At 47.5% G+C, this 24,244-nt stretch carries 26 protein-coding genes; 1 reads left to right on the forward strand and 25 read right to left on the reverse strand.

Features of this window, described 5'->3' with window-relative positions:
- Positions 1–84: 84 nt before the first annotated feature.
- The 15 genes from asnS to NYE38_RS10945 all read right to left on the reverse strand — a co-directional run bounded on the left by asnS (position 85) and on the right by NYE38_RS10945 (position 14,341).
- Positions 85–1,377 (reverse strand): asparagine--tRNA ligase, encoded by a 1,293-nt coding sequence (gene asnS, locus NYE38_RS10875; RefSeq protein ID WP_003153515.1) that lies wholly within the window; start codon positions 1,375–1,377, stop codon positions 85–87.
- A gap of 134 nt (positions 1,378–1,511) precedes the next feature.
- Positions 1,512–2,693: a pyridoxal phosphate-dependent aminotransferase gene (locus NYE38_RS10880; RefSeq protein WP_007612190.1), complete on the reverse strand. Its 1,182-nt coding sequence runs from the start codon at positions 2,691–2,693 to the stop codon at positions 1,512–1,514.
- A 22-nt stretch (positions 2,694–2,715) separates the two neighbouring features.
- Positions 2,716–3,201 (reverse strand): cell wall elongation/penicillin-binding protein regulator TseB, encoded by a 486-nt coding sequence (tseB, locus tag NYE38_RS10885; RefSeq protein WP_276788514.1) that lies wholly within the window; start codon positions 3,199–3,201, stop codon positions 2,716–2,718.
- A gap of 9 nt (positions 3,202–3,210) precedes the next feature.
- Positions 3,211–3,381 carry a YpmA family protein gene (locus tag NYE38_RS10890; RefSeq protein ID WP_003153512.1) on the reverse strand — a complete coding sequence of 57 codons (171 nt, stop codon included), beginning with the start codon at positions 3,379–3,381 and terminating at the stop codon, positions 3,211–3,213.
- Positions 3,382–3,528: 147 nt separating this feature from the next.
- Entirely contained in the window at positions 3,529–6,315 is a 2,787-nt protein-coding gene (gene dinG, locus NYE38_RS10895) for an ATP-dependent DNA helicase DinG (protein ID WP_017418024.1), read from the reverse strand.
- A gap of 121 nt (positions 6,316–6,436) precedes the next feature.
- Positions 6,437–6,820 carry an aspartate 1-decarboxylase gene (gene panD / locus NYE38_RS10900; RefSeq protein ID WP_003153510.1) on the reverse strand — a complete coding sequence of 128 codons (384 nt, stop codon included), beginning with the start codon at positions 6,818–6,820 and terminating at the stop codon, positions 6,437–6,439.
- 1 nt (position 6,821) lies between these two features.
- Complete coding sequence (panC, locus tag NYE38_RS10905) at positions 6,822–7,682, reverse strand: pantoate--beta-alanine ligase (RefSeq protein WP_058906142.1); 861 nt, start codon at positions 7,680–7,682, stop codon at positions 6,822–6,824.
- 3 nt (positions 7,683–7,685) lie between these two features.
- Positions 7,686–8,519, reverse strand: a complete 834-nt coding sequence (panB, locus tag NYE38_RS10910) for a 3-methyl-2-oxobutanoate hydroxymethyltransferase (RefSeq protein ID WP_070082024.1) — start codon at positions 8,517–8,519, stop codon at positions 7,686–7,688.
- A gap of 244 nt (positions 8,520–8,763) precedes the next feature.
- Positions 8,764–9,741: a biotin--[acetyl-CoA-carboxylase] ligase gene (locus tag NYE38_RS10915; RefSeq protein ID WP_070082025.1), complete on the reverse strand. Its 978-nt coding sequence runs from the start codon at positions 9,739–9,741 to the stop codon at positions 8,764–8,766.
- Entirely contained in the window at positions 9,726–10,916 is a 1,191-nt protein-coding gene (locus NYE38_RS10920; protein WP_094247831.1) for a CCA tRNA nucleotidyltransferase, read from the reverse strand. Before NYE38_RS10920 ends, NYE38_RS10915 begins: the two co-directional genes overlap by 16 nt.
- A 4-nt stretch (positions 10,917–10,920) precedes the next feature.
- Positions 10,921–12,054, reverse strand: a complete 1,134-nt coding sequence (bshA, locus tag NYE38_RS10925; RefSeq protein WP_020955989.1) for an N-acetyl-alpha-D-glucosaminyl L-malate synthase BshA — start codon at positions 12,052–12,054, stop codon at positions 10,921–10,923.
- Entirely contained in the window at positions 12,051–12,764 is a 714-nt protein-coding gene (bshB1, locus tag NYE38_RS10930) for a bacillithiol biosynthesis deacetylase BshB1 (protein WP_014418244.1), read from the reverse strand. The genes bshA and bshB1 overlap by 4 nt, the downstream gene beginning before the upstream one ends.
- The gene (gene mgsA, locus NYE38_RS10935) at positions 12,757–13,170 is read right to left on the reverse strand and encodes a methylglyoxal synthase (protein WP_003153499.1); all 414 of its coding nucleotides are present in this window, start codon (positions 13,168–13,170) and stop codon (positions 12,757–12,759) included. The genes bshB1 and mgsA overlap by 8 nt, the downstream gene beginning before the upstream one ends.
- 23 nt (positions 13,171–13,193) lie before the next feature.
- Complete coding sequence (dapB, locus tag NYE38_RS10940) at positions 13,194–13,997, reverse strand: 4-hydroxy-tetrahydrodipicolinate reductase (protein WP_257988686.1); 804 nt, start codon at positions 13,995–13,997, stop codon at positions 13,194–13,196.
- Between the two features lie 8 nt (positions 13,998–14,005).
- Positions 14,006–14,341, reverse strand: coding sequence for a nucleotide pyrophosphohydrolase (locus tag NYE38_RS10945; protein WP_003153495.1), 336 nt, complete (start codon positions 14,339–14,341; stop codon positions 14,006–14,008).
- Between the two features lie 142 nt (positions 14,342–14,483).
- On the opposite strand from NYE38_RS10945, the gene NYE38_RS10950 reads away from it, so the two are divergent.
- Positions 14,484–15,356, forward strand: a complete 873-nt coding sequence (locus tag NYE38_RS10950; protein WP_003153493.1) for a YitT family protein — start codon at positions 14,484–14,486, stop codon at positions 15,354–15,356.
- Positions 15,357–15,379: 23 nt separating this feature from the next.
- Here NYE38_RS10950 and NYE38_RS10955 read toward each other — a convergent pair whose 3' ends face one another.
- From NYE38_RS10955 to aroA, 10 genes are all read right to left on the reverse strand, one after another.
- A complete protein-coding gene (locus NYE38_RS10955; RefSeq protein WP_101562226.1) occupies positions 15,380–16,555 on the reverse strand; it encodes an oxalate decarboxylase family bicupin in 1,176 nt (391 codons plus the stop codon).
- Positions 16,556–16,584: 29 nt separating this feature from the next.
- Positions 16,585–17,367 (reverse strand): sporulation protein YpjB, encoded by a 783-nt coding sequence (ypjB, locus tag NYE38_RS10960; protein ID WP_017418030.1) that lies wholly within the window; start codon positions 17,365–17,367, stop codon positions 16,585–16,587.
- A gap of 67 nt (positions 17,368–17,434) precedes the next feature.
- A complete protein-coding gene (locus NYE38_RS10965) occupies positions 17,435–18,028 on the reverse strand; it encodes a DUF1405 domain-containing protein (protein WP_017418031.1) in 594 nt (197 codons plus the stop codon).
- A gap of 107 nt (positions 18,029–18,135) precedes the next feature.
- On the reverse strand, positions 18,136–18,903 hold the full coding sequence (locus NYE38_RS10970) for a menaquinol-cytochrome c reductase cytochrome b/c subunit (RefSeq protein WP_003153486.1): 768 nt from the start codon (positions 18,901–18,903) through the stop codon (positions 18,136–18,138).
- Positions 18,904–18,934: 31 nt separating this feature from the next.
- Entirely contained in the window at positions 18,935–19,609 is a 675-nt protein-coding gene (locus NYE38_RS10975) for a cytochrome b6 (protein ID WP_003153485.1), read from the reverse strand.
- A gap of 1 nt (position 19,610) precedes the next feature.
- Positions 19,611–20,114 (reverse strand): ubiquinol-cytochrome c reductase iron-sulfur subunit, encoded by a 504-nt coding sequence (locus NYE38_RS10980; RefSeq protein ID WP_003153484.1) that lies wholly within the window; start codon positions 20,112–20,114, stop codon positions 19,611–19,613.
- Between the two features lie 137 nt (positions 20,115–20,251).
- On the reverse strand, positions 20,252–20,698 hold the full coding sequence (locus NYE38_RS10985) for a YpiF family protein (RefSeq protein WP_003153483.1): 447 nt from the start codon (positions 20,696–20,698) through the stop codon (positions 20,252–20,254).
- Between the two features lie 54 nt (positions 20,699–20,752).
- Complete coding sequence (locus tag NYE38_RS10990; protein WP_003153482.1) at positions 20,753–21,292, reverse strand: ReoY family proteolytic degradation factor; 540 nt, start codon at positions 21,290–21,292, stop codon at positions 20,753–20,755.
- A gap of 73 nt (positions 21,293–21,365) precedes the next feature.
- Positions 21,366–22,637 (reverse strand): tetratricopeptide repeat protein, encoded by a 1,272-nt coding sequence (locus NYE38_RS10995; protein ID WP_025649792.1) that lies wholly within the window; start codon positions 22,635–22,637, stop codon positions 21,366–21,368.
- Between the two features lie 317 nt (positions 22,638–22,954).
- Entirely contained in the window at positions 22,955–24,241 is a 1,287-nt protein-coding gene (gene aroA / locus NYE38_RS11000; RefSeq protein WP_065180552.1) for a 3-phosphoshikimate 1-carboxyvinyltransferase, read from the reverse strand.
- Positions 24,242–24,244 lie beyond the last annotated feature (3 nt).

Here is a 24,244-nt window from a genome sequence, read left to right on the forward strand (position 1 = left end):
CTTACTGTAAAAGGTTATCTCCGGGAGCTTTCCCCTTTACTTAGAAAAAGTCTCCCTTGCAGGAGACTTCGTTTTTCATAACTATTACGGATACAGACGGTTCAGAAGTCTCGGGAACGGAATCGTTTCACGCACGTGAGGCGCTCCGCTGATCCAAGCCACTGTCCGCTCAAGTCCAAGGCCGAAGCCGGAGTGCGGAACAGAACCGTATTGTCTGAGTTCAGCATACCATTTGTAAGCATCTGAATCCAGACCGTGTTCTTTTAATCTTTCTTCCAATAAATCCATATCATGAACGCGTTCTGAACCGCCGATGATTTCCCCGTAGCCTTCCGGAGCGATTAAGTCGGCACATAACACGACATCGTCACGATCTTTGGCAGGCTGCATATAAAACGGTTTTAATGATGTCGGGTAATGAGTGATAAACACCGGTTTGTCATAGCTTTCTGCGATCGCTGTTTCATGCGGCGCACCGAAGTCATCTCCCCACTCAATATCGTCAAAGCCTTTTTCTTTCAGGAATTCGATCGCTTTATCGTACGTAATGCGCGGGAATGGCGCTTTGATTTGTTCAAGCTTCGATGTGTCTCTTCCTAATGTGTTCAGCTCGATCTTACAATGTTCCAGCACGCTTTGCACGATGTATGCAACATAATTCTCCTGAACTTCAAGGTTTTCTTCAAATTCAACAAATGCCATTTCAGGCTCAATCATCCAGAATTCGATGAGATGGCGTTTCGTTTTCGATTTTTCCGCTCTGAACGTCGGTCCGAAAGAGAATACTTTTCCGAGCGCCATTGCAGCTGCTTCCATATACAGCTGGCCGCTTTGAGACAAGAAGGCGTCTTCATCAAAATATTTCGTCGCGAACAGCTCAGTCGTGCCTTCCGGAGCGCTTCCCGTCAAAATCGGCGGATCAACTTTCACGAAGCCTTCTTTGTTGAAAAATTCATAAGTCGCACGGATGATTTCGTTGCGGATTTTCATAATTGCGTGCTGGCGTTTCGAACGGAGCCATAAATGTCTGTGATCCATTAAGAATTCCGTACCGTGCTCTTTAGGCGTAATCGGATAATCAGTCGCTTCGTGAATGACTTCAATGGATGTAACAGCAAGCTCATAGCCAAGCGGTGAACGCTCGTCCTCTTTCACAATTCCTTTTACATAAAGTGACGTTTCCTGCGTCACTGATTTCGCGATTTGGAAGATGTCTTCTTCTACTTCAGCTTTGACGACAACTCCCTGAATGAAGCCGGTACCGTCTCTCAGCTGTAAAAATGCGATTTTACCGCTTGAGCGTTTATTAGCGACCCAAGCTCCAATCGTTACTTCCTCGCCTGTGTGTTTATACACTTGGTTGATTGTTGTTTTCAAACTCTTTCCCTCCAGAACAAGAAAGACATTCAGGAATCTGCCTGAATCTCTTTTTTCATCACTTTATTATACCCGTTCTACTCTAACGGGGTCAATGCAAGTGAAAAGCGGCTTTAAAAGCCGCTTTTTCAGAATCAGCTGTGTTTTTCCGTGAAGCGGCGGATTCTTTCGACCGCTTCTTCTAAAAGATCAAGTGACGTTGCGTAAGATAAGCGGACGTTGTCCGGTGAACCGAAACCCGAGCCCGGCACGATGGCGACTTTTTCTTCTTCCAGAAGCGCCTTGACGTATTCATCGACATCTTTGAATCCGCAGTTTTCTGCGGCCGCTTTGGCGTTAGGGAACAAGTAAAACGCCCCTTCAGGCTTGACACAGGTGAATCCGGGAATTTCACTGAGCTGAGCGTAAATGGTGTTCAGTCTGTGCTCAAATGCCTGTCTCATCTCTTCCAGCGGCTCAGCCGGACCGTTATAGGCCGCAATGGCGCCGTATTGAGCGATGGACGTCGGATTTGATGTGCTGTGGCTCGCAAGGCTCGTCATCGCTTTAATAATCGTCTCCGAACCCGCCGCATAGCCGATCCTCCAGCCCGTCATGCTGTGAGATTTCGAAACGCCGTTAATGATGATCGTCTGCTCTTTCAATTCATCTGAAAGCTGTGCGATTGAGACGTGTTTTTTTCCTCCGTATGTAAGCTTCTCATAAATCTCGTCGGAAACGATCAGAATGCCATGCTCCAGACACACTTTTCCGAGTTCCGCAAGCTCTTCTTTCGTATACATAACACCTGTCGGGTTGCTCGGTGAATTGATAATGAGCGCTTTTGTTTTCTCGGTGATGGCCTGCTTCAGCTGCTCCGGTGAAATTTTAAACTGATTGGATTCCAGCCCTTCTGCATAGACGGGACGCCCCCCTGCCAGTTTCACCTGCTCAGGATAGCTGACCCAGTAAGGAGTCGGTATAATCACTTCGTCCCCTTCATCGAGAATGACCTGAAATAATGTATACAGGGCGTGTTTCGCTCCGGTGCAGACAATGATTTCTGACGGCTTATATTCAATCCCCTGATCGTTTTTGAATTTTTTTGCGATACTGTCTTTCAGCGCCGGCAGACCGCCTGAAGGCGTATATTTTGTGTGGCCTTCATTCATGGAACGCACCGCGGCATCTATAATGTGCTGAGGCGTATTAAAATCCGGTTCTCCTGCTCCGAGGCCGATGACATCATGGCCTTCTGCTTTCAGCTCTTTCGCTTTTGCAGTAATTGCAAGTGTTGCAGACGGTGTTAATGCGGATACTCTTTTTGCCAATTTCAACTTGAACTCCCCCTAATACGTCTCACGGTGTGATGTTTTTGAGAATCTTGCCGCTTGTAAAGTCCACATAGCTAAAGCTATACTGCCCGCTTTTGTTGATATAGGTCACTTCCCATAACGGAACATTGTTTTCTCTCGCCGGGTGAACGCCATTCAGCTTGGAAACAAGCCCTTCGTCCCGAACGATCTTGGCAGCCTTGCCGCTTGAAATGCCGTCACTGGCATTTTTTGAGAGAATTTTTGCTTTTTTGTCGGCCGGAACCCATACATACATATCTTTTCCATGTTTATCCGTTCCGGTAACAACATAATATTTCTGTTTGCCGACAAAGGTCTCCACTTTCTCAGCATCTGTCAGATCCGTTTTTTCTTTAGCCGCTGCGGCAGCTGTTTCGTGGCCTTCTTCTTTTTGAGCCATTGCAGATTTAAAAATGCCGGCCGAAAATAAAAGAACTGCTAAAAAAATAATACCAAATACGGCTGTAAATATTAATGCTTTTTTTCTCATCTTTTTCACCTATGTACGATAAATGGTGAAGACCGCTTCATTTTGATTTTCTTCGTCGAGCGCAAGGCCGAACATCAGATTGTCCCGTTTCAAAGTCCGGTTTAATGTATCGACGATTTTATATAAATCATCTGAATGCTCCACATTAATCGTTGACAGAATTTCAATTTTGCTTTCCATTTTTATACCCTCCATCGGTCGAACAAATTTTGTTAGTCATAACGGGATGCGCCCGCGGCATAATAAAATCACAAGGCGGCATGAACCCGCTTTTACTATAAAAACAATTCCTCATCCCACACCACGAAAGCCGCGTTTATGCGGCTTTTATTCCGTTTGGCTGACATAAGCCCCGAGTTCGGCATCCGTCAGCTCCAAAAGGGATGAAGTCGGGAGCGCTTCAAGAAACAGCCGTCCGTATCCCGCCGTCTTTACACGCTGATCTAAAAGAACGATTGTTCCCTTGTCTCCCGCCGTACGGAGCAGGCGCCCGATCCCCTGTCTGAACGTTAACACGGCCTCCGGCAGGGAAATCGTCTGAAACGGATTTTTCCCCTGCTTCTTGGCAAATTCGCATTTTGCGGCATGAAGCGGATTGTCAGGCGCCCTGAAAGGAAGCCTTGCGATCATGACGGTTGACAATTCATCCCCCGGAAAATCAACGCCTTCCCAGAAATGATTCGTCCCGAGCAAAATCGCCCGGCTTGCCGTTTTAAAAGTTTTCATTAATTTACCGGGACTCCCGCCCGAAATACCTTGGGCGAGAAGCTGAATGCCTGAGATCTCCATACTGAGTTTCAGTTCCTGATACACTTTTTTCAGCATATCATGAGATGTAAACAGGACAAGGATCTTCGGCTGTTTTCCCTTTGACATGATTTCTGCATACTTGGCAATATGCTCAATGACTTCCCGCTCTCCGTCATATTTAACGGATTTCATCTCTTTCGGAATGATGACGTTCATCTGATCATCGTAAGAAAAAGGAGACGGGATGCTTTTGGTGCGCGGATAAAAATCCGCAAGTCCGAGCCTTTCAATCATAAATTGAAAAGACTGCTCCACCATTAAGGTCGCTGATGTGAGCACAACGCTTTTTTTGCGGGCGAAAAACTGGTCTGCCAGCATTTCACCGGGCTCCAAAGGCTGCGCATAGATGCTGACGGCGTTTTTTGCGCCCTTCGCATCAATTTCAACCCAAACGGCTTCTTTCTCATCATTTTCAAACAGCAGCCTGCTGAACGTATCGCGATATTCTTTCAGCCCCCTGATACACTTTACATATTCAGCCGCTAAAAAAGCTGCTCCGCTTTTCATCTGTTCAAGCTTTTGATGTAACAGTTTCTCCTGTACTGAAAACATGTCAAGCAGCTGATCCAGCATCGCACAAAGCCGCTCCGCTCCGTCCGTTATCATGTGAAACCCTTTATCCTGGCTTTTATGATTGAGACTATAGACGAGACGGTTCAGATCGTCTTTAGGTTTTCTTCGTTTGACAAAAGAATGCACTGAACTGAAAAATGCGTCGCTTTCCGATTGAATATGCTTCATCCACTCATCGGCGTCAAAAAAACTTTCCGCCGGCAGTTCATACGTATAAAACAGTTTTCTCATCCGCTTTAACAGTCCGTGTTCCTTTAAGGTTCCGATTCGGCTGAGCTTTGTGTGCAGTCCGATGTATGAAGCTCTCTTCCCGAGGTGCTCGCTGGCGGCGCGTTCGAAATGATGCGCTTCATCAATGATGACCGTTCCGCTTGCAGGCAGTTTTTTCGTTTCACTGCTTTGATCTGAAAACAGCAAAGCATGGTTTGTGATAATCAGATCTGCGGCCTGCGCTTTTTCTTTAGCCCGTTCATAAAACCCGGCAGCCGAGTCCTTCCCTTTTTTCAAAAAAGAATTCTCATCGTAAGCCATGCGCTCCCACAGCAATCTGCCGCCTGATGGAAGATTCAGCTCAGCGGCATCGCCCGTTTCAGTCTCCGTCAGCCAGACGAGAAGCTGCGCTTTCGTCAAAACCGCATCATAGTTGTCATCTTCCTCATGCAGAATATGTTCAAACTTAGGCAGGCACAGATAATGTGATTTCCCTTTTAAAATAGCGGCTTTGACCGGCCAAGGAAACATACGCTCCAAAAGCGGAAGATCTTTAGACATGATCTGCTGCTGCAAAAGAGTAGAGTACGTGCTGATAATCACGGGAGTTTGTTCCGCTTTGGCAAATAAAACAGCCGGAACGAGATAACCGATCGTTTTTCCGATGCCGGGCGCCGCTTCAATCAGCGCATGCTCCCGATTGCGGAAGGCGCCAAGCACTTCATCCATCATCGAAAGCTGCCCTTTCCGCTTTTCATAGCGGGGGATGATGCCGGATAAGATCTGTTCTTTTTCTTCGTTCCACTTTTCAAGGTCAATGGCCGCATTCACCGGACGGGAAACCGGAATGTGATCGGGCTCTTTGATTGAAAAAGAGGCGTATGGAATGCAGCTCTTTTCTTCCGCCGGCCTGCTTTCATGTATAAAGGAATCCAAAAGCAGCGTCAAATCGCTGATAAAATGCTGTGAAAGCCTTCTAAGCTGCTTTAACGTCGGTAAAGGCAAATGTTTCAGTTTATGTAAAATGTCTAAAAAGACCAGTCCCGTAACCTCCGCATCGCTGTCTGCGCGGTGAGGGCGGTCATGAACAATATTCAGCTCTGCGCACAACTCACCGAGCTTATATCCTTCAAACCCCGGGAAAACAATACGCGAAAGCTCAACCGTATCAAGCACTTCACAATCCGGCAGCTCATAGCCCGCTTCGCTCAGTTCATGCCGGACAAATCCGAGGTCGAAATGAATATTGTGGGCAACAAAATACGCGCCGTCAAGCAGATGAAAAATCTCCTCTGCGACCGCTTCAAACGGCAGTTCATTTTCAACCATTCCGGACGAAATTCCGGTCAGCTGTTCAATAAACGGCGGGATGGCCTGATTCGGATTGATATATTTTGAAAACCGCTCAGTTATTTGTCCATTTTCAATGACAACCGCTGCGATTTGAATGATTTTATCGCCCTTTTTCGGCGAATTTCCTGTTGTTTCGACATCTATGACAACGAACCGTTGTTTGTTCATTAAAATGGACACCTCAATTCTTGCATACGAGAAAAGTGTAACACGTTTTGTTGAGAAATGGAGCGAAAAAACAGCTTTTGCCCCTAAATCTTAAAAGAAAACCCCCATGAAGGGGGCTCTTTTACAAAATCGTGTGTGCCGGTTCCTGGCCCAGCATCTGCTCGATTTTATTCTGATCATCCAGAACGGCCACCTTCGGCTGATGGCTTTTTGCTTCCTGATCAGACATCATTTGATAAGAAATAATAATGACTTTATCTCCTTCTTGGACGAGACGGGCGGCAGCTCCGTTTAAACAGATGACGCCGCTCCCCCGCTTACCGGGAATAATATACGTTTCAAGTCTCGCTCCGTTGTTATTATTCACAATCTGAACTTTTTCATTAGCGAGCATTCCGACGGCATCTAAAAGATCTTCATCAATCGTTATGCTGCCGACATAGTTTAAATTGGCTTCCGTCACGGTAGCGCGGTGCAGTTTTCCGGCCATCATAGTGCGGTACATATTATGATCTCTCCCATTCATCAATATCAATAATGATATTATCAATCAGTCTGGCTTTAGAAAATTGGACGGCGCAGGCCAGAATGACCTTGCCGTTTAATGTTTTAAGCGGAGTCAGCTCCGGATAAGCGTACAGTTCGGCATAATCAATGACGCCGCTTGTGTTTTCGATGATACCGGTGACGGTTTTTATAACGGTTTCCGGATTTCTTTCACCGTCTCTGATCAGTTCGGCACCTTGCTGCAATGCTTTATAGATCATCGGCGCTTCTTTGCGTTCCTGCTCAGTCAGATAGACGTTGCGAGAGCTTTTGGCAAGTCCGTCTTCTTCTCTGACCGTGTCCACTGCAACCAATTCGATATCCATAAAGAAATCCTCAATCAATCCGTCCACAACCGCTGCCTGCTGGGCATCTTTCAGGCCGAAGTAGGCGCGGGTCGGTTTAACGAGATTGAAAAACTTCGTCAGCACAGTGGCCACTCCGTCAAAATGGCCGACGCGGGAGGCGCCGCACAACACGTCAGTTCTCCTTTTCACTTGCACGGCAACATTTTGCTCGCCTTTATACATGTCACTTGGAGACGGCGTAAACAAAACATCTGCCCCCGCCTGTTCTGCAAGCCGGGCATCGCGCTTTAAATCTCGCGGATATGCTTCGTAATCCTCGCCCGGTCCGAATTGAGTCGGATTGACAAAGATGCTCATCACGACAATATCGTTTTCTTTGTTTGCTTTTTCAACCAGCGTCAGGTGTCCTTCATGAAGAAAACCCATTGTCGGGACGAATCCGATCGTCCGGCCTTCTGAGCGGTATTGTGCAATTAATTCTTTCAGCTGTTGAGTTTCTGTCAGTTGTTTCATCGCTTACTTTCCTCCGTATAAGCCTTGCAGCACAGTTTGGTTTATCTGAAAGGAATGCTTTTCTTCCGGGAAAACCCGTTCTTTCACATCACGGACATAATCGCTGAGGGCCGACTCAATCGTGCCGTCGATTTTGGCGTATTGCTTCACGAACTTCGGTGTTCTGTCCACGCCGTGGCCGACGACGTCATGATAGACAAGGACTTGGCCGTCCGCTTTTGAACCGGCTCCGATACCGATGACGGGAATGGATACTTCTTCTATTATTTTAGCAGTCAGTTCAGCAGGCACACATTCAAGCACGAGCATCATCGCTCCCGCCTGCTCGCATTTGATGCTGTCTTCAATGAGCTTTTTCGCGCTTTGCTCATCTTTTCCCTGCACTTTATATCCGCCTAATACGCCGACAGACTGCGGTGTGAGGCCTAAATGGCTGACGACGGGAATTCCGCCGAGAGTCAGCGCGCGGATGGATTCGAAAACGCCGTCTCCGCCTTCCAGCTTTAACGCGTCCGCGCCGCTTTCCTGAATAATGGCCGCGGCGTTTTTCAATGTATCCTCTTTTGAAAGGTGGTAAGACATAAACGGCATGTCAGTTACGATAAACGTATTTTTCGCACCGCGTTTTACCGCTTTTGTATGGTGAATCATGTCACTGACCGTTACGCCGACGGTTGAATCGAGTCCGAGCACGACCATTCCGAGCGAATCCCCGACTAAAATCATGTCGACTCCCGCCTGTTCCGCAAGCTTTGCCTGCGGATAATCGTAAGCGGTCAGCATCACGATCGGCTCTCCGTTTTCCTTCATTTTCATGAAATCCAGTTTTGTTTTCATTCTGTTTCTCCTCCTCTAAACGGTGAGGAGATGAGCCGCCAATTCTTCGCAAGCAAAAAAGCCTTCTGTAAAATAAGAAGGATTCCCACTTGTTTAACGTCCGGCGAATGTCATCCCTCTGTCCCAGTCCTTTTTTGGATCAAGGCAGACTTTTCGTAATCTCTGTTCTGCTGATCAGGTGCAGTTCATTATGATACTGCCCATAGGAAGTATACCAAATTCACGAGGCTTGTACCAACTAAGATTAATTGAGCTCAATATCGGCAGAATAGATCTTCTTTATACCGTCTCTCGTTTCCAAAAGAAGAACTCCCTCATCATCAATGCCGAGCGATTTCCCGTAAAACGTTCCTTGCAGCGTTCTCGCTCTGAGCTCGTTCCCCAGTCCGACCGCATAGCTTTCCCATAGCAGCTTGATCGGTGTAAAGCCGTGGTTCAAGTAATCCTGATAGCGTTTTTCAAAAGTCAGCAGAATCTCTTGTATCAGACCCGCTCTGTCAATTTTTTCGCCGGCTTCCATGCTCAGGCTCGTCGCAATGTCCTGAAGCTCGACGGGAAAATCGGTTTCCTGCTGGTTCACGTTGATGCCGATCCCGAGAATAACCGAACGGACACGGTCTTCTTCCGCCTGCAGCTCAGTTAAAATCCCGACGGCTTTTTTGCCGTGAATCATTAAATCATTCGGCCATTTAATGGCGGCCTGTACACCTGTAAAAGCCTCGATGGCCTGTACGACCGCAACGGCGGATAACAGGGTGAGCTGCGGCGTTTTTTGCAAAGGAACGTCGGGTCTCAGAATGAGGCTCATCCAAATCCCGTTTCCCTCCTGTGAATGCCATACTCTGGCCATTCTTCCTCTGCCTGCCGTTTGTTTATCGGCCACTACGAGCGTCCCTTCCGGCGCGCCGTCATTGGCAAGTTCATGAGCGGTTTTTTGGGTGGACGGCAGGACGTCCCGGTAATGAAGCTGTTTGCCCAAAACCTCTGTTTTCAGCCCGAAACGGATTTCGGATTCACTGAGTTTCCCCGGTTTTTTAATGAGCCTGTACCCTTTTCGTCTGACCGCCTCAACCTCATAGCCCTCTTTGCGGAGCTCCTCTATATGTTTCCAAACGGCGGTTCTCGAGCAGCCGAGCGCGTCACTTATTTTCTGCCCGGAGATAAAGCCGTCACCCGCCTCAGAAAATAAATCAATTAATCGGGTTCTTAATGTAGATCCCATGATGCGAGCCACTCCTTTATGTCATGTTTTCGGTTAGGAAGCTTCCCTGCCAATACCGCTTCTTCAATCCGGCGAAGTTCTTCGGCCACCCATTTACCCGCGCGGCGGTTTCTGAGCTCCATCAGATCAGCGCCTGAAATGTCGAGGTCTCGAAGGCTTTTGATCGGCAGCTGCTCATACAGGCTCTGAACCTCTTTCAGCTTTTGTTCATCAATCGTCTTATGCTGTTTCAGCATCCCGATTTTAACGGCTGAAAACAGCGCCTCTCCTGCCCGGTACATCGCTTCTGCTTCCAGCTGCGCCGGATAAACGCTTATGATCTGCACCGCTTTTTTTATGACTTTTCCCGGCAGTTTCCATTGTTTTAAAAACGCCTCGGCGCTTTTCGGACAAAGACCGAGAAACAATAACAGCGCTGCCCAGCGTTCTTCGCGTGCATCTAAAGAAGAAAACGGAAAGCCGCTTGCTTCAAGCATTTGCTGCTCATAACCGGAAAGGCCGGGCAGCTCTTGTATCAGACCTGTCTGCACCATCGTTTGAATCGCTTCTTGTGAGAAAGCGCCCTGCATCAGCTTTTCAAACTCGACGGTCTTTCGTTCTACTGATACATGTGCCATAAGCTCCCTGTCTTTTATGACGGCCTCTCTTGTATCTTTTTCTAACAGAAAGCCGAGCTGACTCATAAAGCGGACGGCTCTCATCATCCGCAGAGCGTCTTCCCGAAAACGGTCTTCAGGGTTACCCACCGTACGGATCAGCTTTTGTCCGATATCATGTGCGCCTCCGAAATAATCAAGCAGCTCTCCTTCGGCAGACATCGCCATCGCATTAATCGTTAAGTCTCTCCGCTTTAAGTCTTCTGATAAAGAAGTAATGAACCGCACAGCTTCAGGGCGCCGGTAGTCCTTATATTCTGATTCGGCACGAAAAGTGGTGACTTCATAGGTTTCATCTTCCCACAGGACGATGACGGTGCCGTGCTCTTTTCCTACATCGACAGTCCGCTTAAAGAGACGCTCCACCTCATTCGGCAAAGCGCTGGTTGCGATGTCCACATCACCTATTTTTCGTTTCATATAGCTGTCTCTGACGGCTCCCCCGACAAAGTACGCCTGATGGCCCGCCTTCATCAGATGATGAAGGATGGGGAGGGCTTTGACAAATTCCTGTTCCATAAGATCACTCCGGTCCTGCCAATTCGTCATAAATCCGTTCATACTGACTGACGATTCTTTGCGAAGAAAAGGCGGTCTCCACCATTTTCAGCGCATGATCAGTCAATCGTTTGCTGAGCTGTTTATCTTCTAAAACGGCAAGCGCTTTTTCAGATGCCGCCTGAATATCGCCGACTTCCACCAGAAAACCGCTTACTTGATCTTTAATCACTTCCGGGATGCCGCCGATATTTGTTCCGATGCACGGCACGCCGCAGGCCATCGCCTCAAGGAGGACGAGTCCGAAACTTTCTTTTTCAGACAGAAGAAGCTTAAGATCGCTGATGGAATACAGCTCTTCCACCCTGTCCTGATTTCCGAGGAGCAACACTTGATCCTGCAGTCCGTATTTTTCGACAAGCTGCCAAGCGACGCACTTTTCCGGCCCGTCACCGACAAGCAGGAGCTTCGCCTTTGTGTTGGCTGCGATATTACGGAAAACGCGGATGACATCTTTAACACGTTTTACTTTTCTGAAGTTCGAAACATGGATGACGACCTTTTCATCCGGCAAAATGCCATGTTTCTCTTTTATACTCTCTGTATTTTTCTTAAGATAAACACGTTCATCAATAAAGTTGTAGATGGTCTCAATTTTTTTATCCGGCTTAATTAAGTCATATGTTTCTCCGGCAAGCGCGGTTGATACCGCCGTCACTCTGTCGGACGCTTCGATGGCAAAACGGATTAAATCTTTTAATGACGGATCATATCCTAAAACGGTGATGTCCGTACCGTGAAGCGTCGTCACGATGCCGATGTCACGCTTGAGCATCTGCTTGGCGAGATAAGCGCATACCGCATGCGGCAGCGCATAATGCGCGTGAATGATATCAAGATTTTCCCTCGCGGCCACCTCGGCGATTTTGCTCGCCAGCGTAAGGTCATAAGGCGGATATTTAAATACCGCGTATTGGTTGACTTCCACCTCATGAAAATGAATATTCGGATGATATGTATTTAATCTGAACGGGATGCTTGATGTGATGAAATGAACCTGGTGCCCTTTTTCCGCAAGCAGCTTGCCGAGTTCCGTCGCAATAATACCCGAGCCTCCGACACTCGGGTAGCATGTAATCCCTATTTTTAATGGTCTCATTGTCCGCCCCCAAAAACATCATCATTCAAAACGGGAAGCTGTTTTGAAAAGAAACCTTCGGCATACCCCGTCCCGGCTTCTTTGCCATACAGTCTTTCCCTCGCTTCCACCATTTCGATATAACCGTTGGTCAGCGGTGTGTTCACTGACTGCGCCGTAGGAATAAACTGGCTTTGATAGGCGTGCAGGCTTTCTTTTTTCAGATCGATGGTTTCCGTTATGTCGATTACAAAGTCCGGACGGTGAAACCCGTTGATCATATAATAGTATACGCGCTGAGCCTTATGAGCCGGCAGTTCCTGGTGATCTCTGTATTTATGAATTCCCGCCGAGAACACTGCTTCTTCGACCAAAGCCGCCGCATTGCCGTGGTCAGGATGGCGGTCTTTCGGATAAGGCATGAAAACGGTTTTCGGCCGGCAGGCTCTGATGACACTGACAATCCGGCGGATGCCGTCCTCACTTTTCAAAAGCCCGCGGTCGGGAAGCGTAAGCTGGATTCTCTCTTTTACGCCGAGAATTCGGGCCGCCTTTGCCGCTTCTTCTTTTCTTATCCCTACCGTTCCGTTAGATGATAGTTCGGCCTCGGTCAAATCGCATATCACCGCGGTTTTTCCTTGAGCCGTAAATTTTGCGATCGTGCCGCCCATACCGATCTCGACATCATCACTATGGGCGCCGAACGCCAGAATATCAACGTGTTCAGACATTCGGTTCTCCTCCGCGCACAAGATTGCGGAAATCAAATGCCCCGCCATCCAGCGTCCGGACGAGGATTTCCGCTGTTCCCATATTTGTGGCGAGCGGGATCGCGTATACGTCACACAGCCGGATCAGCGCCGAGACATCCGGTTCGTGAGGCTGCGCAGTTAACGGATCGCGCAGAAAAATGACGAGATCCAGGGCATTTGCTGCAATCAATGCGCCGATTTGCTGATCTCCGCCGAGCGGGCCGGATTGAAAACGTTCAACAGACAATCCGGTCGCTTCCTGGATTTTCAGGCCAGTCGTACCTGTCGCGTATAACTCATGATGGCTCAATATATCTTTATATGCGGTCGTAAACTGAACCATATCCTGCTTTTTTTTATCGTGAGCAATCAAAGCAATTTTCATTTGATGTTCTCCCCCTTGCCGATTCAGTCGATAATATTTTCGAGTCCGTATACAAGCTGGTCGATTTTCATCACTTGCTCCACTGACAGCTTCACTCCTGACATAAAGGAAGCCCGGTTATAGGAGTCATGGCGCAGTTTCAGCGTCTGGCCGTCCATGCCGAACATGACTTCCTGGTGGGCGATAAGGCCCGGCAGACGCACGCTGTGAAGGCGGATGCCGTTTAATTCAGCACCGCGGGCGCCCGGCAGAATTTCTTTTTCATCAGGATGGCCCTGCTGCTTTTCTGTACGGACGCTTGAGATCATTTCCGCTGTTTTCAGCGCCGTTCCGCTCGGGGCATCCAGCTTTTGATCATGATGAAGCTCAATGATTTCTACATCTTCAAAATAGTTGGCGGCCATTTGTGAGAACTTCATCATCAGCACCGCGCCCAATGCAAAGTTCGGAGCGATGATGGCGCCGATTCCTTTTTCTCCAGTCAAAGCTTGAAGCTCCTCTAAATCCGCTTCAGAAAATCCGGTCGTTCCCACAACGGGGCGGACGCCGTGTTCAAGAGCGGCTTTCGTATGTTTTTTGCCGATTTCAGGCGTTGTCAAATCGATCAGCACATCCGGTTTTGTTTCTTGGAAACATGCGCGGATATCCGTATAAATAAGAGCGTCTGAATCAGCTGACATCACTTCCCGCAATGTTTGCTGATCGTATGTATGGTCAATGGCGCCGACAAGCTCAAAATGAGGCGTGCGGACGGCAAGTTTTACGGCCTCCTGGCCCATTCTGCCTCTCGGTCCGGCAATGACGACTTTAATGGTTTCATTTGACATGGTTTCTCCTACTTTCCTTCTTCTTTTCTAGTCCAGCGGTCTTTATCACGTGTATTAAATTTATGCATGACGCGGTTATGAGCTTCCTCCAATGAAATATCAAGGGAGTTGGCGAGGCAGATCAGGACGAACAGCACATCGCCCATTTCCTCTTCCATGCTTTTCTCATTTTCCGTCGTTTTCTTCGGCTTTTCCCCATAATAATGGTTGACTTCTCTTGCAAGTTCGCCCAGTTCTTCCGTGAGACGGGCCATCATGGCAAGCGGGCTGAAATAGCCTTCTTTGAATTGGCCGATATATTCATCGACCTCAGCTTGTAAGTCTTTCATCGTTTTGTCACTCACTGTGCGAATACCTCCTGTCATCTCTTCCATGTTAGCTAATTCAAGTACATTTGACAAATGTTAAAAACGGCAGTTTGCTGTTTTCTTTTGTATCCACTATAATATTTACGCAATCTTATGGAAGGAAAAGGGGTTTGATGCAATGCTTGGAGAAATCAGAATCAAAAACATTTGCTTTATTTTAATCGGCGCCGCTGTTTTTTCATTCGGACTGGTTCACTTTAATATGCAGAACAATTTGGCGGAAGGCGGATTTACCGGCATTACGCTGCTTTTATATGCGTTATTCCACATCAGCCCTTCTATTTCCAACCTGGTATTGAACATTCCTATCTTTTTCATCGGCTGGCGTATGCTCGGCCGGACGATGTTTGTCTATACCCTGATCGGCACCGTTTCTCTTTCTGTTTTTCTGAGTGTTTTTCAGCGCTACGAAATTCATATGCCGCTGTCCCATGATTTAGCGCTGGCCGCCTTGTTCGCCGGTGTATTTATCGGCGCGGGTCTCGGCATTATTTTTAAATACGGCGGCACGACGGGCGGGGTCGATATCATCGCCAGGCTGATCAACAAATTTTTCGGAATCCCGATGGGCCGGACGATGTTTGCCTTTGACGCCTGTGTCATTCTGCTTTCTTTGTTTACGTATCTTTCTTACAAGGAAGCGATGTACACGCTTGTAGCCGTTTTTGTCGCTGCGAGATTGATTGATTTTATCCAGGAAGGCGGCTATGCCGCAAAAGGGGCAACGATTATTTCTTCGAAAAACGATTTGATCCAGCAAAAAATCATTGAAGAGATGGAGCGCGGCGTCACCGTTTTAAAAGGACAGGGATCATATACAAAAGAAGACAGGGACGTTCTTTACTGCGTCGTTCCGAAAAACGAAATTGTGCTTTTGAAAAGCGTCATCACTTCCGTTGACCCGCACGCCTTTGTTGCAGTAAGCGACGTCCATGATGTGCTCGGCGAAGGATTTACGCTTGATGAAAATAAAAATCCGATCAGACGATAATAAAAAGGCGGCTTTTGCCGCCTTTACTGTTCGTGTTTCCATTTGACAACCGGTGATTTTTTCTTTTTCAATCGGCGGGCGAATGCCGGACTGACATTGAGCGTCTGCTCGACGAAGCGCTGCGGCGTCAGTGCCAGCCATTGATTTAAGGAGACGTCTTCGAAACGGTCGCTTTTGAAGATTTCCAGAAAGCGAAGCACGGTGTCACCGGTATTCTGAACATAATGTCCCATTGCAAAAGGAACATATCCTACGTCACCCGCTTGATAGTTAAATGTCCGCGCTCTTCCCTCCGCCGCAAACACCGTCATTTTCGCTTCTCCTGAAAGATAATACTGCCACTCGTCCGTATTGGGATGCCAATGCAATTCTCTCATGCCTCCGGGTTCGACCTCCACAAGAGCTGCGGCAATCGTTTTTGACACCTTAAACGTTTTTGAATCGACAATCTTTACTCTTCCCCCGCCGGTAACAAGAGGCTCCTGCCGGGAAAGCTTGTAGCTGAACGGCTCCAAAACGGGGCCTTCCGGGGAAGAAACTGCTGCCCGCTCAATAGGGGGAGGCGGTTCCAGCTGGAACATGTAACGCTCTTTCTTGTGAATGTAAGCCAGCTCATAACCCGGAACACCGAAGTTCGCCTCCAGCACGCTGCGCGGGGTATGGGCAAACCAGTCCGTTACTGAAAAGGTGCTGTTTTCTGAAAAAGAGCCGTCATCAAAGACGAGCAAAAACTCACTTCCCTGCTCTAATCCTTGAATGGAATGAGGAATGCCGGAAGGAAAATACCACAGGTCCCCTTCACTTACGTTATCAATAAAATTCCGCCCATTTTGATCGACCGCAGTTAAACGTACTCCTCCGTTAATCACATATCCCCATTCGGCTTCTTTATGCCAATGAAGCTCCCGCACAGCTCCCGGTTTCAGTCTCATGTTCACCGCCGCGATGTTTTTGGATACCGGCAGTTCCCTGACCGTCACCTCTCTGGACCATCCGCCGTCTTCAAGCCTCATATGCGTATCAGAAAATGAGAATTTCAAGTTTTGAACCGTTCCTGAATCCGTTGAAGGCGGAACGAGCATGTCAGGATTCTGGAAGTCACGCGCGAGGTTTCGCGGTCCTTCGTCAGTCGCCCCTTTTCTGCCTCTGATCGGCTGCGGGAGGTGTTTTGAAGCCAATTGCTGGATGAGTTTTTTCACTGGCTTAGCTCCTTTACAGCAATTTGTGTTTATTTAGACTTAGGATACTCACGCTTTTTCTCTTTCTTTTTTTCCGCTCTGTATTTTCGGTAGCCGACATATGTCAGCGCAGTAATAATGATACCGCCTGTTGTCAGAATGACCCAGAGCAGCGAAGGGTCAGCGTCATCCCGCTCCACCTTGTCAAAAACCCGCTTTAAATCCTGCTGCAGGAGCGTCAGACGCTCAAGCTTTGTTCCTTTTGTCATCTGCTGAAACCCTTCCTGCTCAATCACCTCGATATGTTTCGCCACCGTATCAAGCTGGCCGGCCGACACATCCATTGTCAGGCTGGGATAAATTAAATCATATAATGATATAAATTCATTCCACTTTTCATTGAAATTTTCACTTCCGTTTCCGCTGACATCTTCTTTTAAGGCGCTGAATGTCGCCATAATCGGTCTTTCAAGCGAACCCCACAGCGGATCGGAGTGGTCTTCCATCGCATCCATTACCAACCTGAACTGGGCGGCTGCCCGGATTTTTTCGGTATCTGAGGCGTCTGCCTGTTTCAGGACGCGCACTAAATCATTAAAGCCCAGAGTCACCTGCCTGACTTCGGCGCCGCTCAGTGAGTTTACGTGTGTCATTTTTTTCTTAAAGTAGCCAAGCACTTGCAGAGCCTCATCATACTGCGAATGCCGCGTCATTTGGAAAACGGTATCCGAAAGGTCGTTCAGTTCCTTGAGACCGCCCTCATCTTCAGCTTTGGCAGTTGTGATGAAACACATAAGAGCAAGTAAAAGACAGATCGTCAGCTTTCGTTTCATAGAGGTCCCTCCCACTCCTTCTCTTTACAGAATATGAGGAGCGGGACAAGGTTAGACCAAGATTCTATCAGTGTAAGTCAAGCTTTATCCGTCTTTTGGAAATCACCAAATAGTATGCAAGGCCGAGTGAAAATATGCTCAGCCAGAATGTAGCATACCCGATCTCTTGCATATAGTCATTGAGCATTGAGTAGCGGGGCATCATGCCCAAAAGATAATCAATGACATCATTATGAAGCGTCCAAACAGCGGCAACGGCAAGATGCCATAACCGGAACCGAAAATACGGGCTGTATAAAACGCCTTGAACGGCCATGGCAAAATGTGAAGCAATCAGCATGTACCCTTCCCAAGGCATCTGCCCCATTTTGACCAGCACAAAGACATTCATTCCGACCGCCCACAGCCCGTATTTTACAAGGGTTACAAGAGCCAGCGCTTCAAACAGCGGCGCGTTTCTTCCCATGAGAAATGCCAGAAGCACGAACAGGAAGAAAAACGTCGCCGTCGGGCTGTCAGGCACAAATATCAGAAATCGGAACGGCGTGTCCGCAAGCTGCGGCACATACCAATAATAGCCGTACACCGTACCGATAAAATTAACGGCAAGAACAAGCAGAAGCATGCCGCGCAACCCTAAAAGATAAGAAATCCACCTCATACCATCAACTCTCAGTCCGTAAAAAGTATGTATCATGCAAAAAAAGCTGACATCCGGTCAGCTCTTTTCATAAAAGTATATCCTGCTGTTGTCTACTTCACAATACGTTATTTCGCTGTCGTTTCAGAAATGAACTTCGCCAGCTGATCAAGCTGTTTGTCATTCCCTTTAAAAATACCAGCTGGCATCTGCCCTTTCCCTTTGACGGCGATTTTTTTAATTTCTTCCGGGCTCAGCCCGTTATCGACCAGGGACGGACCGGCGCCTCCCCCTTGAAGATTATCCCCGTGACAGGAAATACAGCCTTGTTCTTTAAATACCTTATAACCGTCTGATTCAGTATCAATGGCGGCTTCTTTTTTAATTTTCCCTTGCTCCTCCGCCTTCGCCCAGTCATGTGTCGCGACTGACTGCCACGTTAAAAAGACCGTAGCGCAAAGCGCCAAAAGCATCATCCCGACGGCAACCGGACGCTTCCACGGCCTTCTTTCAGACCCCCTGTCGAGAAACGGAGCCAAAAGCAGCGACCCGAAGGCAAGCCCCGGTATAATCATCGCTCCGATAACGGTGTAGCTCCCTGCGGCATATTCATATTTTAATAGCTGGTATAAAAACAGAAAATACCAATCCGGCAGCGGAATATACCCTGTATCCGTCGGGTCCGCCACCCGTTCCAAAGGCGGCTCGTGCACAATCGTTAAAACGAGAAATCCGACGAGGAAAACGGCCCCGACCATCCATTCTTTCAGCAGGAAGTTCGGCCAAAACGCCTCTGTCTTTCCAGGATACTCTGAATAGTCTTTCGGTATATTCGGTTTTTTTTCAGCCGGTATCCTTGAATCTCCTACAAACTTCATTCCTTTCCCCCGGTGCATGTCATCCCCTCCCTTTTATATCAGATTAGTATTAAAGCGGTCCTGAAATTCCCTGCTTGCGGATCATGACAAAGTGGGCGCCCATGAGCGCAAACAAAGCGGCAGGGAGAAAAAATACGTGAATCGCAAAAAATCTCGTCAGCGTTTGGGCGCCGACAATATCGTGGTGGCCGGCAAGAAGAGTTTTCACCTGCGCTCCGATCAATGGCGTCGCCTCCGCAATCTGAAGACCTACCTTTGTCGCAAACAGCGCCTTCATATCCCACGGAAGCAGATACCCTGTAAAACCGAGACCGAGCATCACAAAAAAGATCAGAACACCGACGATCCAGTTCAATTCCCGAGGCTTTTTATAAGCTCCCTGAAAGAAAACCCGCAGCGTATGTAAAAACATCATCACAATGACTAAACTTGCGCCCCAATGGTGCATACCCCTTACAATCTGCCCGAAAGCGACTTCATTCTGCAAATAATACACAGATTCCCACGCGTTTTTTATATCCGGCACATAATACATCGTTAAAAACATCCCGGACAGCACTTGGATAACGGTTACAAAAAACGTCAAACCGCCGAAACAATAGACAAAAGCCGAGAAATGGTGAGCGGGATTTACATGTTCCGGCACTTCATGGTCGGCGATATCCCGCCACATCGGCGTAATATCGAGACGTTCATCCACCCAGTCATAAATTTTATTCAGCATGTCACCCTTCCCCCCTAGGCTTTGCTTTTCCAAGATACAAAAAGCCGTCCTTTACTTTTTGCTCATAACGGTCAAGAGGCGCGAGCGGCGGCGTGCCCGGAACGTTCGTGCCGTCTTTTTCATACAGCCCGTAATGGCAGGGACAAAAGAATTTGTTCGGATTTTTAGGATCATTGTTCCAGTTTACGGTGCAGCCCAGATGTTTACAGATCGGAGAAAGCGCTATAATTTCATCCCCGTGCTTGTAAACCCAGGCTGACCTGGATTCTTCCGATTCGTACCAGGCGTCGACTTGATGAATTTTAAAGTCAAACCGCTTCGGCTCCTTCGTCAGCTCATCCACACTGACAACCTGCACCATTTTTTGATCTCCCGTCGGTTTTAATACCGGGTCCAGCGCAAAACGGACCATGGGCATAAGCGCACTGGCGGCCATAAATCCCCCCACGCCGGTGAGCGCATAGTTTAAAAATTGTCTTCTTGATATATCTTGTTTTCCGCCCATCTCTTCCCCCCCTAAAGATTGACCAAAAATTAACTAAAATAGAAAATAATTCAGAGATTTGACACCCTCATAATATATGAATCTTTCAGCAAGGTCAACAGAGGCAAAACGGGTGTTTTGCGGGATGTATGGAGTTTTTAAGAATTGTTCCACTTCTGTAACAAAACGTTCAAAATTTCTCCGCACTTGTCATCCGCTATTTTTCTCTTTAAAGAGTCTTTCATATGTTCAAACGGAACGGCAGGTATGTATATGACATCAGACCCTATTTCAGAATCCTTCCATTTTTCGTCTGCCGTCAGGAACAAGGCGTGCCGGAAGTTGGTCATCACCTCTTCTTTGAGTTTTTGAAGCAGGGCGATTTGTGATTGGTCTATATCAACATATGTATAAGAGGGGAATAAATATACCCGTCCCTTCAATTGGCGCTCAAGCTCTTCAGAAAGCAATTGGGTGCTTTCCCCCTGTTCAACGGCCTCTTTTAAGCCTCCTGAAGATGTTATGGAAATTAACGGAATGACAGCGGTATCAATGTAATCCGCAGATTGTAAATAGGCATCGGCATCAGCGGCCCTCCATCTCATGTCTCGTTCCTCCTCTTTACGCAACAAGCCTTGCATACTCTGCAAGGCTGTCATTTATGTGAGCTGATTCAATTGGCGGGAAAGCTTTTCAAATGTTTCTTTGTCGTGGCGGTCCAGCGCCTCGTCTATATCTTTAAGCAGCTTTTCCCGCTGGAAAGTGGAAATGGCATGTTCTAATATTTTTTCAGCCATCCCCTGATCCTGTTTATTTTCAAACAGGTCTTTCGGCAGATGCGGATTTGATTCAAGAACAGCGGCATATTCCGGTGAGCTGTAGGCCGAACGGAAATTCAGCTGGATAAATAAATCCTGCTGTTTATTTAACCGGATGTCGTGAAAAGATTTTTCCGCGTCCGTAGTCATGACATTTTCTTTGTAAAACCTAAACGGCACCTCATCAACGCAATGAGTGGACATGATAATGCCTCGCGGGCAAAATTCGGCTTGTTCTACAAAATGGACTTTTTCCATTAATGAATCATGACTCATTAAATAATTTAAAATCCAGACGCACTCCCGGCGTTTAAGCTGATAATGATTTAAAAACCAACGGATAAAATCCTTTTTTTCATTGACAGAAACAGGGGTCTGCATGTAATTCCCTCCTCTATCGATCGTATAATCTGACATCACTTATACATTCAGCAAGCATGGTCCAAAATCCTGCTTATCTTAAAAATTCATCCTCTATCCGTAAGATTGTTTCTTCAAGCTCTTCGTTTGTTCCATCCATTGAAAGCACTTGTTTTAAAAGCGGCAGCGCTTCTTTCTGGAGACCCTCTTCCAATAAGAAGTGAGCGTATTCATATAAGAAATCCCGATCATCCTGATAATGGAGATACGCAGCTTCGAAGCTTTTTTTCGCTTCAGCGTATTGCTCAAGGCCTGTATAGGCACCCGCCAAATACCAATTGTATTTCGGATCTTCTTCTCCGTAGCCGCGGACTTCCTGAATCAGATCAATAATCTCTTCAAAGCTTTCTTCTTTATGATAGACGGCTAAAAGCGTATGGAGCGCTTCCACGTAACCCGGATCGAGCGCCAGCGCTTCCTGAAGAAGCTTTTTGCCTTCCTCTTCGTTGCCGAGCTTTAACGCCATTTTCGCCGCATAGAGAAAAAGCTCTTTATTGTATTCATCGTAAGTAATACCTTCTTTAGCGGTTTTTAATGCATCTTCATACATGCCTTCTGCCTCGTAGCTTTTTGCAAGCGGCATATAAAGCGATGAATAGGAAGGGTCAAGCCCTTTTAAATCAGACAGCTGCTTGATGGCTGTTTTGACCATTCCCGCCTGATAGGCTGTGAACCCGTACCCGAAAATCGTATTCGGTTCTGTATGTTCTGCCGCCGCTTTTTCATACCATGAAATCGCTTCCTCAAATTCACCCGCCGCGCTCAATGACTCAGCCAGCCTCTGATGAACATTTACGCCGCCGATTTCGTGCCGTTCTTTTGCCGTCTCTTCATAGTACGGAACGGCTTTTGCGTATGACCCCTGAGTGAAGTATAATTCCCCCAGAGCGAAATCAATAACAGGTTCATCTTGTAACATCGCTTTCGCCTGTAACAGCTTTTGCTCACTTACTTCAAATAAGCCCTGCATCTGATACAGATCAGCCATTAAAAGAAGGCTTTCCGCGTAAGACGGGTCTTCCGGAGAAATCGTCTCCAGCACCTCAAGAGCTTTTTCTTCTTCATCAATATCTATTAACAATTCGGCGTAAAAATTCGTCAGCTCAGACTCATCCGGATAAAGGTCATGCAGATCACTGATCAGCGCTAACGCTTTTTCGGCGTTTCCCCATTCATAGTAGAGCTGGGCTGCAATGGCTTTGTCTTCGTCATGAAGCTCTGTTTCAGCTTTTGAAAGCGCTTTGAGTCCCTTTTCGGTTTCACCTGCTTCAACTAATTTTATGGCTTCTTGAATCAATGTATTCAAATCAGACCGGTCCTTTCTTTTCCTATACCTCATCAACCAATGAAAAGGGTTTTTATTCGGGTTATTCTTATCATAATTCAGACAGGGCCTGCCCGCAAATAAGATGCTTCACCCGGCATTATAGTTTATCAGAAAATGGTTAAGAGGAAAACGGCAAAAAAGGGGACGGCATCTTTATACGCAAACAGCGCAATTTGTTCCGGCTGTTTCTGTAACGAAAACGCATTCCCCCTTTCTTTTATTTTTCTGTTTAAGACAAGCTATGTCAAAGCCCAAGATTTTATGACACATGAAGAAAAAAGCCCGAAGAATCGTCTTCAGGCTTTTTTGGCTAATTGATCTAAATGCTCAAAAAATGTCGGATATGAGACATGGATCGCCTCAGTATCACGGATGTCAATCGGCTCTTCTGTCAGGCATGAAGCGATACCGAGCATCATGCCGATGCGGTGGTCGCCGTGGCTTGACACATCGGCTCCGCCCGCAAGCGTTTTTTTGCCGTGTATTTTCATGCCGTCTTCAGTCGGTTCAATGTCTGCACCGATTTTCCGGAGCTCTGATACGACGGTGTCGATCCGGTTCGTTTCCTTCACCTTCAGCTCCGCAGCGTCTTTAATGACAGTTGTGCCTTCAGCCTGCGTTGCCAAAAGGGCGATAATCGGGATCTCGTCAATTAAACGGGGAATGATTTCTCCGCCGATTTCTGCCGCTTTCAGATCTGAAGTTTCAATAACCAGGTCTCCGTAAGGCTCCGCGCTGTCCGCTTCTGAAGGAATCACTTCAAGTGAAGCCCCCATTTGCTTTAAGACATCAATCATTCCCGTGCGTGTCGGATTCAGGCCGACATTTTTCAGCACAATCCGGCTTCCGGGAACGACAGCGCCCGCGGCGAGGAAAAAGGCCGCTGAAGAAATATCGCCGGGCACGAAAATATCAGCTCCCCGAAGCTTCTGACCGCCCGTTACGGAAGCGCTCGTCTCCGTTTCCGCAAGCTCGGCGCCAAAAGCGTTCAGCATCCGTTCCGTATGGTCTCTTGATTTATGAGGCTCAGTGACGGTCGTCGTCCCTTCAGCCTGCAATCCGGCAAGCAGCACGGCGGATTTGATCTGCGCGCTTGCAACAGGGGAGACGTAATCAATGCCTTTCAATTGTCCGCCTCTTACGGATAAAGGCGTAAATCCTCCGTCCGCTCTTCCGTCAATCGCGGCTCCCATCTGTTTTAAAGGCTCCGTCACCCTCTTCATCGGACGCTTTGCAATACTTTCGTCGCCCGCTACCGTACTGTGAAATGGGCGTCCGGCTAAAATGCCGAGCATCAGGCGGATGGTCGTGCCGGAATTTCCGACATCAAGAAGGCTGTCAGGCTCACAAAGTGCGTCAATGCCCTTCCCGTATATCGTTACATCACTTCCGTTTTGTTCAATGGAGACACCCATTTTTCTGAAGCAGGCAATGGTGCTCAGACAATCGGCTCCGGGCAAAAAGTTTTTTACCGTTGTCGTTCCTTCCGCAAGCGCTCCGAACATAACAGAACGGTGGGAGATGGATTTATCCCCCGGAATATGAATTTCACCGTTTAAAGACGTCACTTTTTCTCTTTTCAATGT

Source organism: Bacillus sp. EU63, assembly GCF_038592915.1.
GTDB classification, from domain to species: Bacteria; Bacillota; Bacilli; order Bacillales; family Bacillaceae; genus Bacillus; species Bacillus velezensis.

What these genes read in the sequence shown, in the direction of transcription:
- mgsA (WP_003153499.1), bottom strand. Translation starts at nt 13,170, where the DNA reads ATGAAAATTGCTTTGATTGCTCACGATAAAAAAAAGCAGGATATGGTT.
- NYE38_RS10980 (WP_003153484.1), bottom strand. Translation starts at nt 20,114, where the DNA reads ATGGGCGGAAAACAAGATATATCAAGAAGACAATTTTTAAACTATGCG.
- bshA (WP_020955989.1), bottom strand. Translation starts at nt 12,054, where the DNA reads ATGAGACCATTAAAAATAGGGATTACATGCTACCCGAGTGTCGGAGGC.
- NYE38_RS10890 (WP_003153512.1), bottom strand. Translation starts at nt 3,381, where the DNA reads ATGGAAAGCAAAATTGAAATTCTGTCAACGATTAATGTGGAGCATTCA.
- NYE38_RS10965 (WP_017418031.1), bottom strand. Translation starts at nt 18,028, where the DNA reads ATGAGGTGGATTTCTTATCTTTTAGGGTTGCGCGGCATGCTTCTGCTT.
- NYE38_RS10975 (WP_003153485.1), bottom strand. Translation starts at nt 19,609, where the DNA reads ATGCTGAATAAAATTTATGACTGGGTGGATGAACGTCTCGATATTACG.
- NYE38_RS10985 (WP_003153483.1), bottom strand. Translation starts at nt 20,698, where the DNA reads ATGAGATGGAGGGCCGCTGATGCCGATGCCTATTTACAATCTGCGGAT.
- panB (WP_070082024.1), bottom strand. Translation starts at nt 8,519, where the DNA reads ATGAAAACAAAACTGGATTTCATGAAAATGAAGGAAAACGGAGAGCCG.
- panC (WP_058906142.1), bottom strand. Translation starts at nt 7,682, where the DNA reads ATGAAACAACTGACAGAAACTCAACAGCTGAAAGAATTAATTGCACAA.
- NYE38_RS10970 (WP_003153486.1), bottom strand. Translation starts at nt 18,903, where the DNA reads ATGCACCGGGGGAAAGGAATGAAGTTTGTAGGAGATTCAAGGATACCG.
- NYE38_RS10920 (WP_094247831.1), bottom strand. Translation starts at nt 10,916, where the DNA reads ATGGAACAGGAATTTGTCAAAGCCCTCCCCATCCTTCATCATCTGATG.
- dapB (WP_257988686.1), bottom strand. Translation starts at nt 13,997, where the DNA reads ATGTCAAATGAAACCATTAAAGTCGTCATTGCCGGACCGAGAGGCAGA.
- bshB1 (WP_014418244.1), bottom strand. Translation starts at nt 12,764, where the DNA reads ATGTCTGAACACGTTGATATTCTGGCGTTCGGCGCCCATAGTGATGAT.
- NYE38_RS10950 (WP_003153493.1), top strand. Translation starts at nt 14,484, where the DNA reads ATGCTTGGAGAAATCAGAATCAAAAACATTTGCTTTATTTTAATCGGC.
- ypjB (WP_017418030.1), bottom strand. Translation starts at nt 17,367, where the DNA reads ATGAAACGAAAGCTGACGATCTGTCTTTTACTTGCTCTTATGTGTTTC.
- NYE38_RS10915 (WP_070082025.1), bottom strand. Translation starts at nt 9,741, where the DNA reads ATGGGATCTACATTAAGAACCCGATTAATTGATTTATTTTCTGAGGCG.
- panD (WP_003153510.1), bottom strand. Translation starts at nt 6,820, where the DNA reads ATGTACCGCACTATGATGGCCGGAAAACTGCACCGCGCTACCGTGACG.
- dinG (WP_017418024.1), bottom strand. Translation starts at nt 6,315, where the DNA reads ATGAACAAACAACGGTTCGTTGTCATAGATGTCGAAACAACAGGAAAT.
- tseB (WP_276788514.1), bottom strand. Translation starts at nt 3,201, where the DNA reads ATGAGAAAAAAAGCATTAATATTTACAGCCGTATTTGGTATTATTTTT.
- NYE38_RS10990 (WP_003153482.1), bottom strand. Translation starts at nt 21,292, where the DNA reads ATGCAGACCCCTGTTTCTGTCAATGAAAAAAAGGATTTTATCCGTTGG.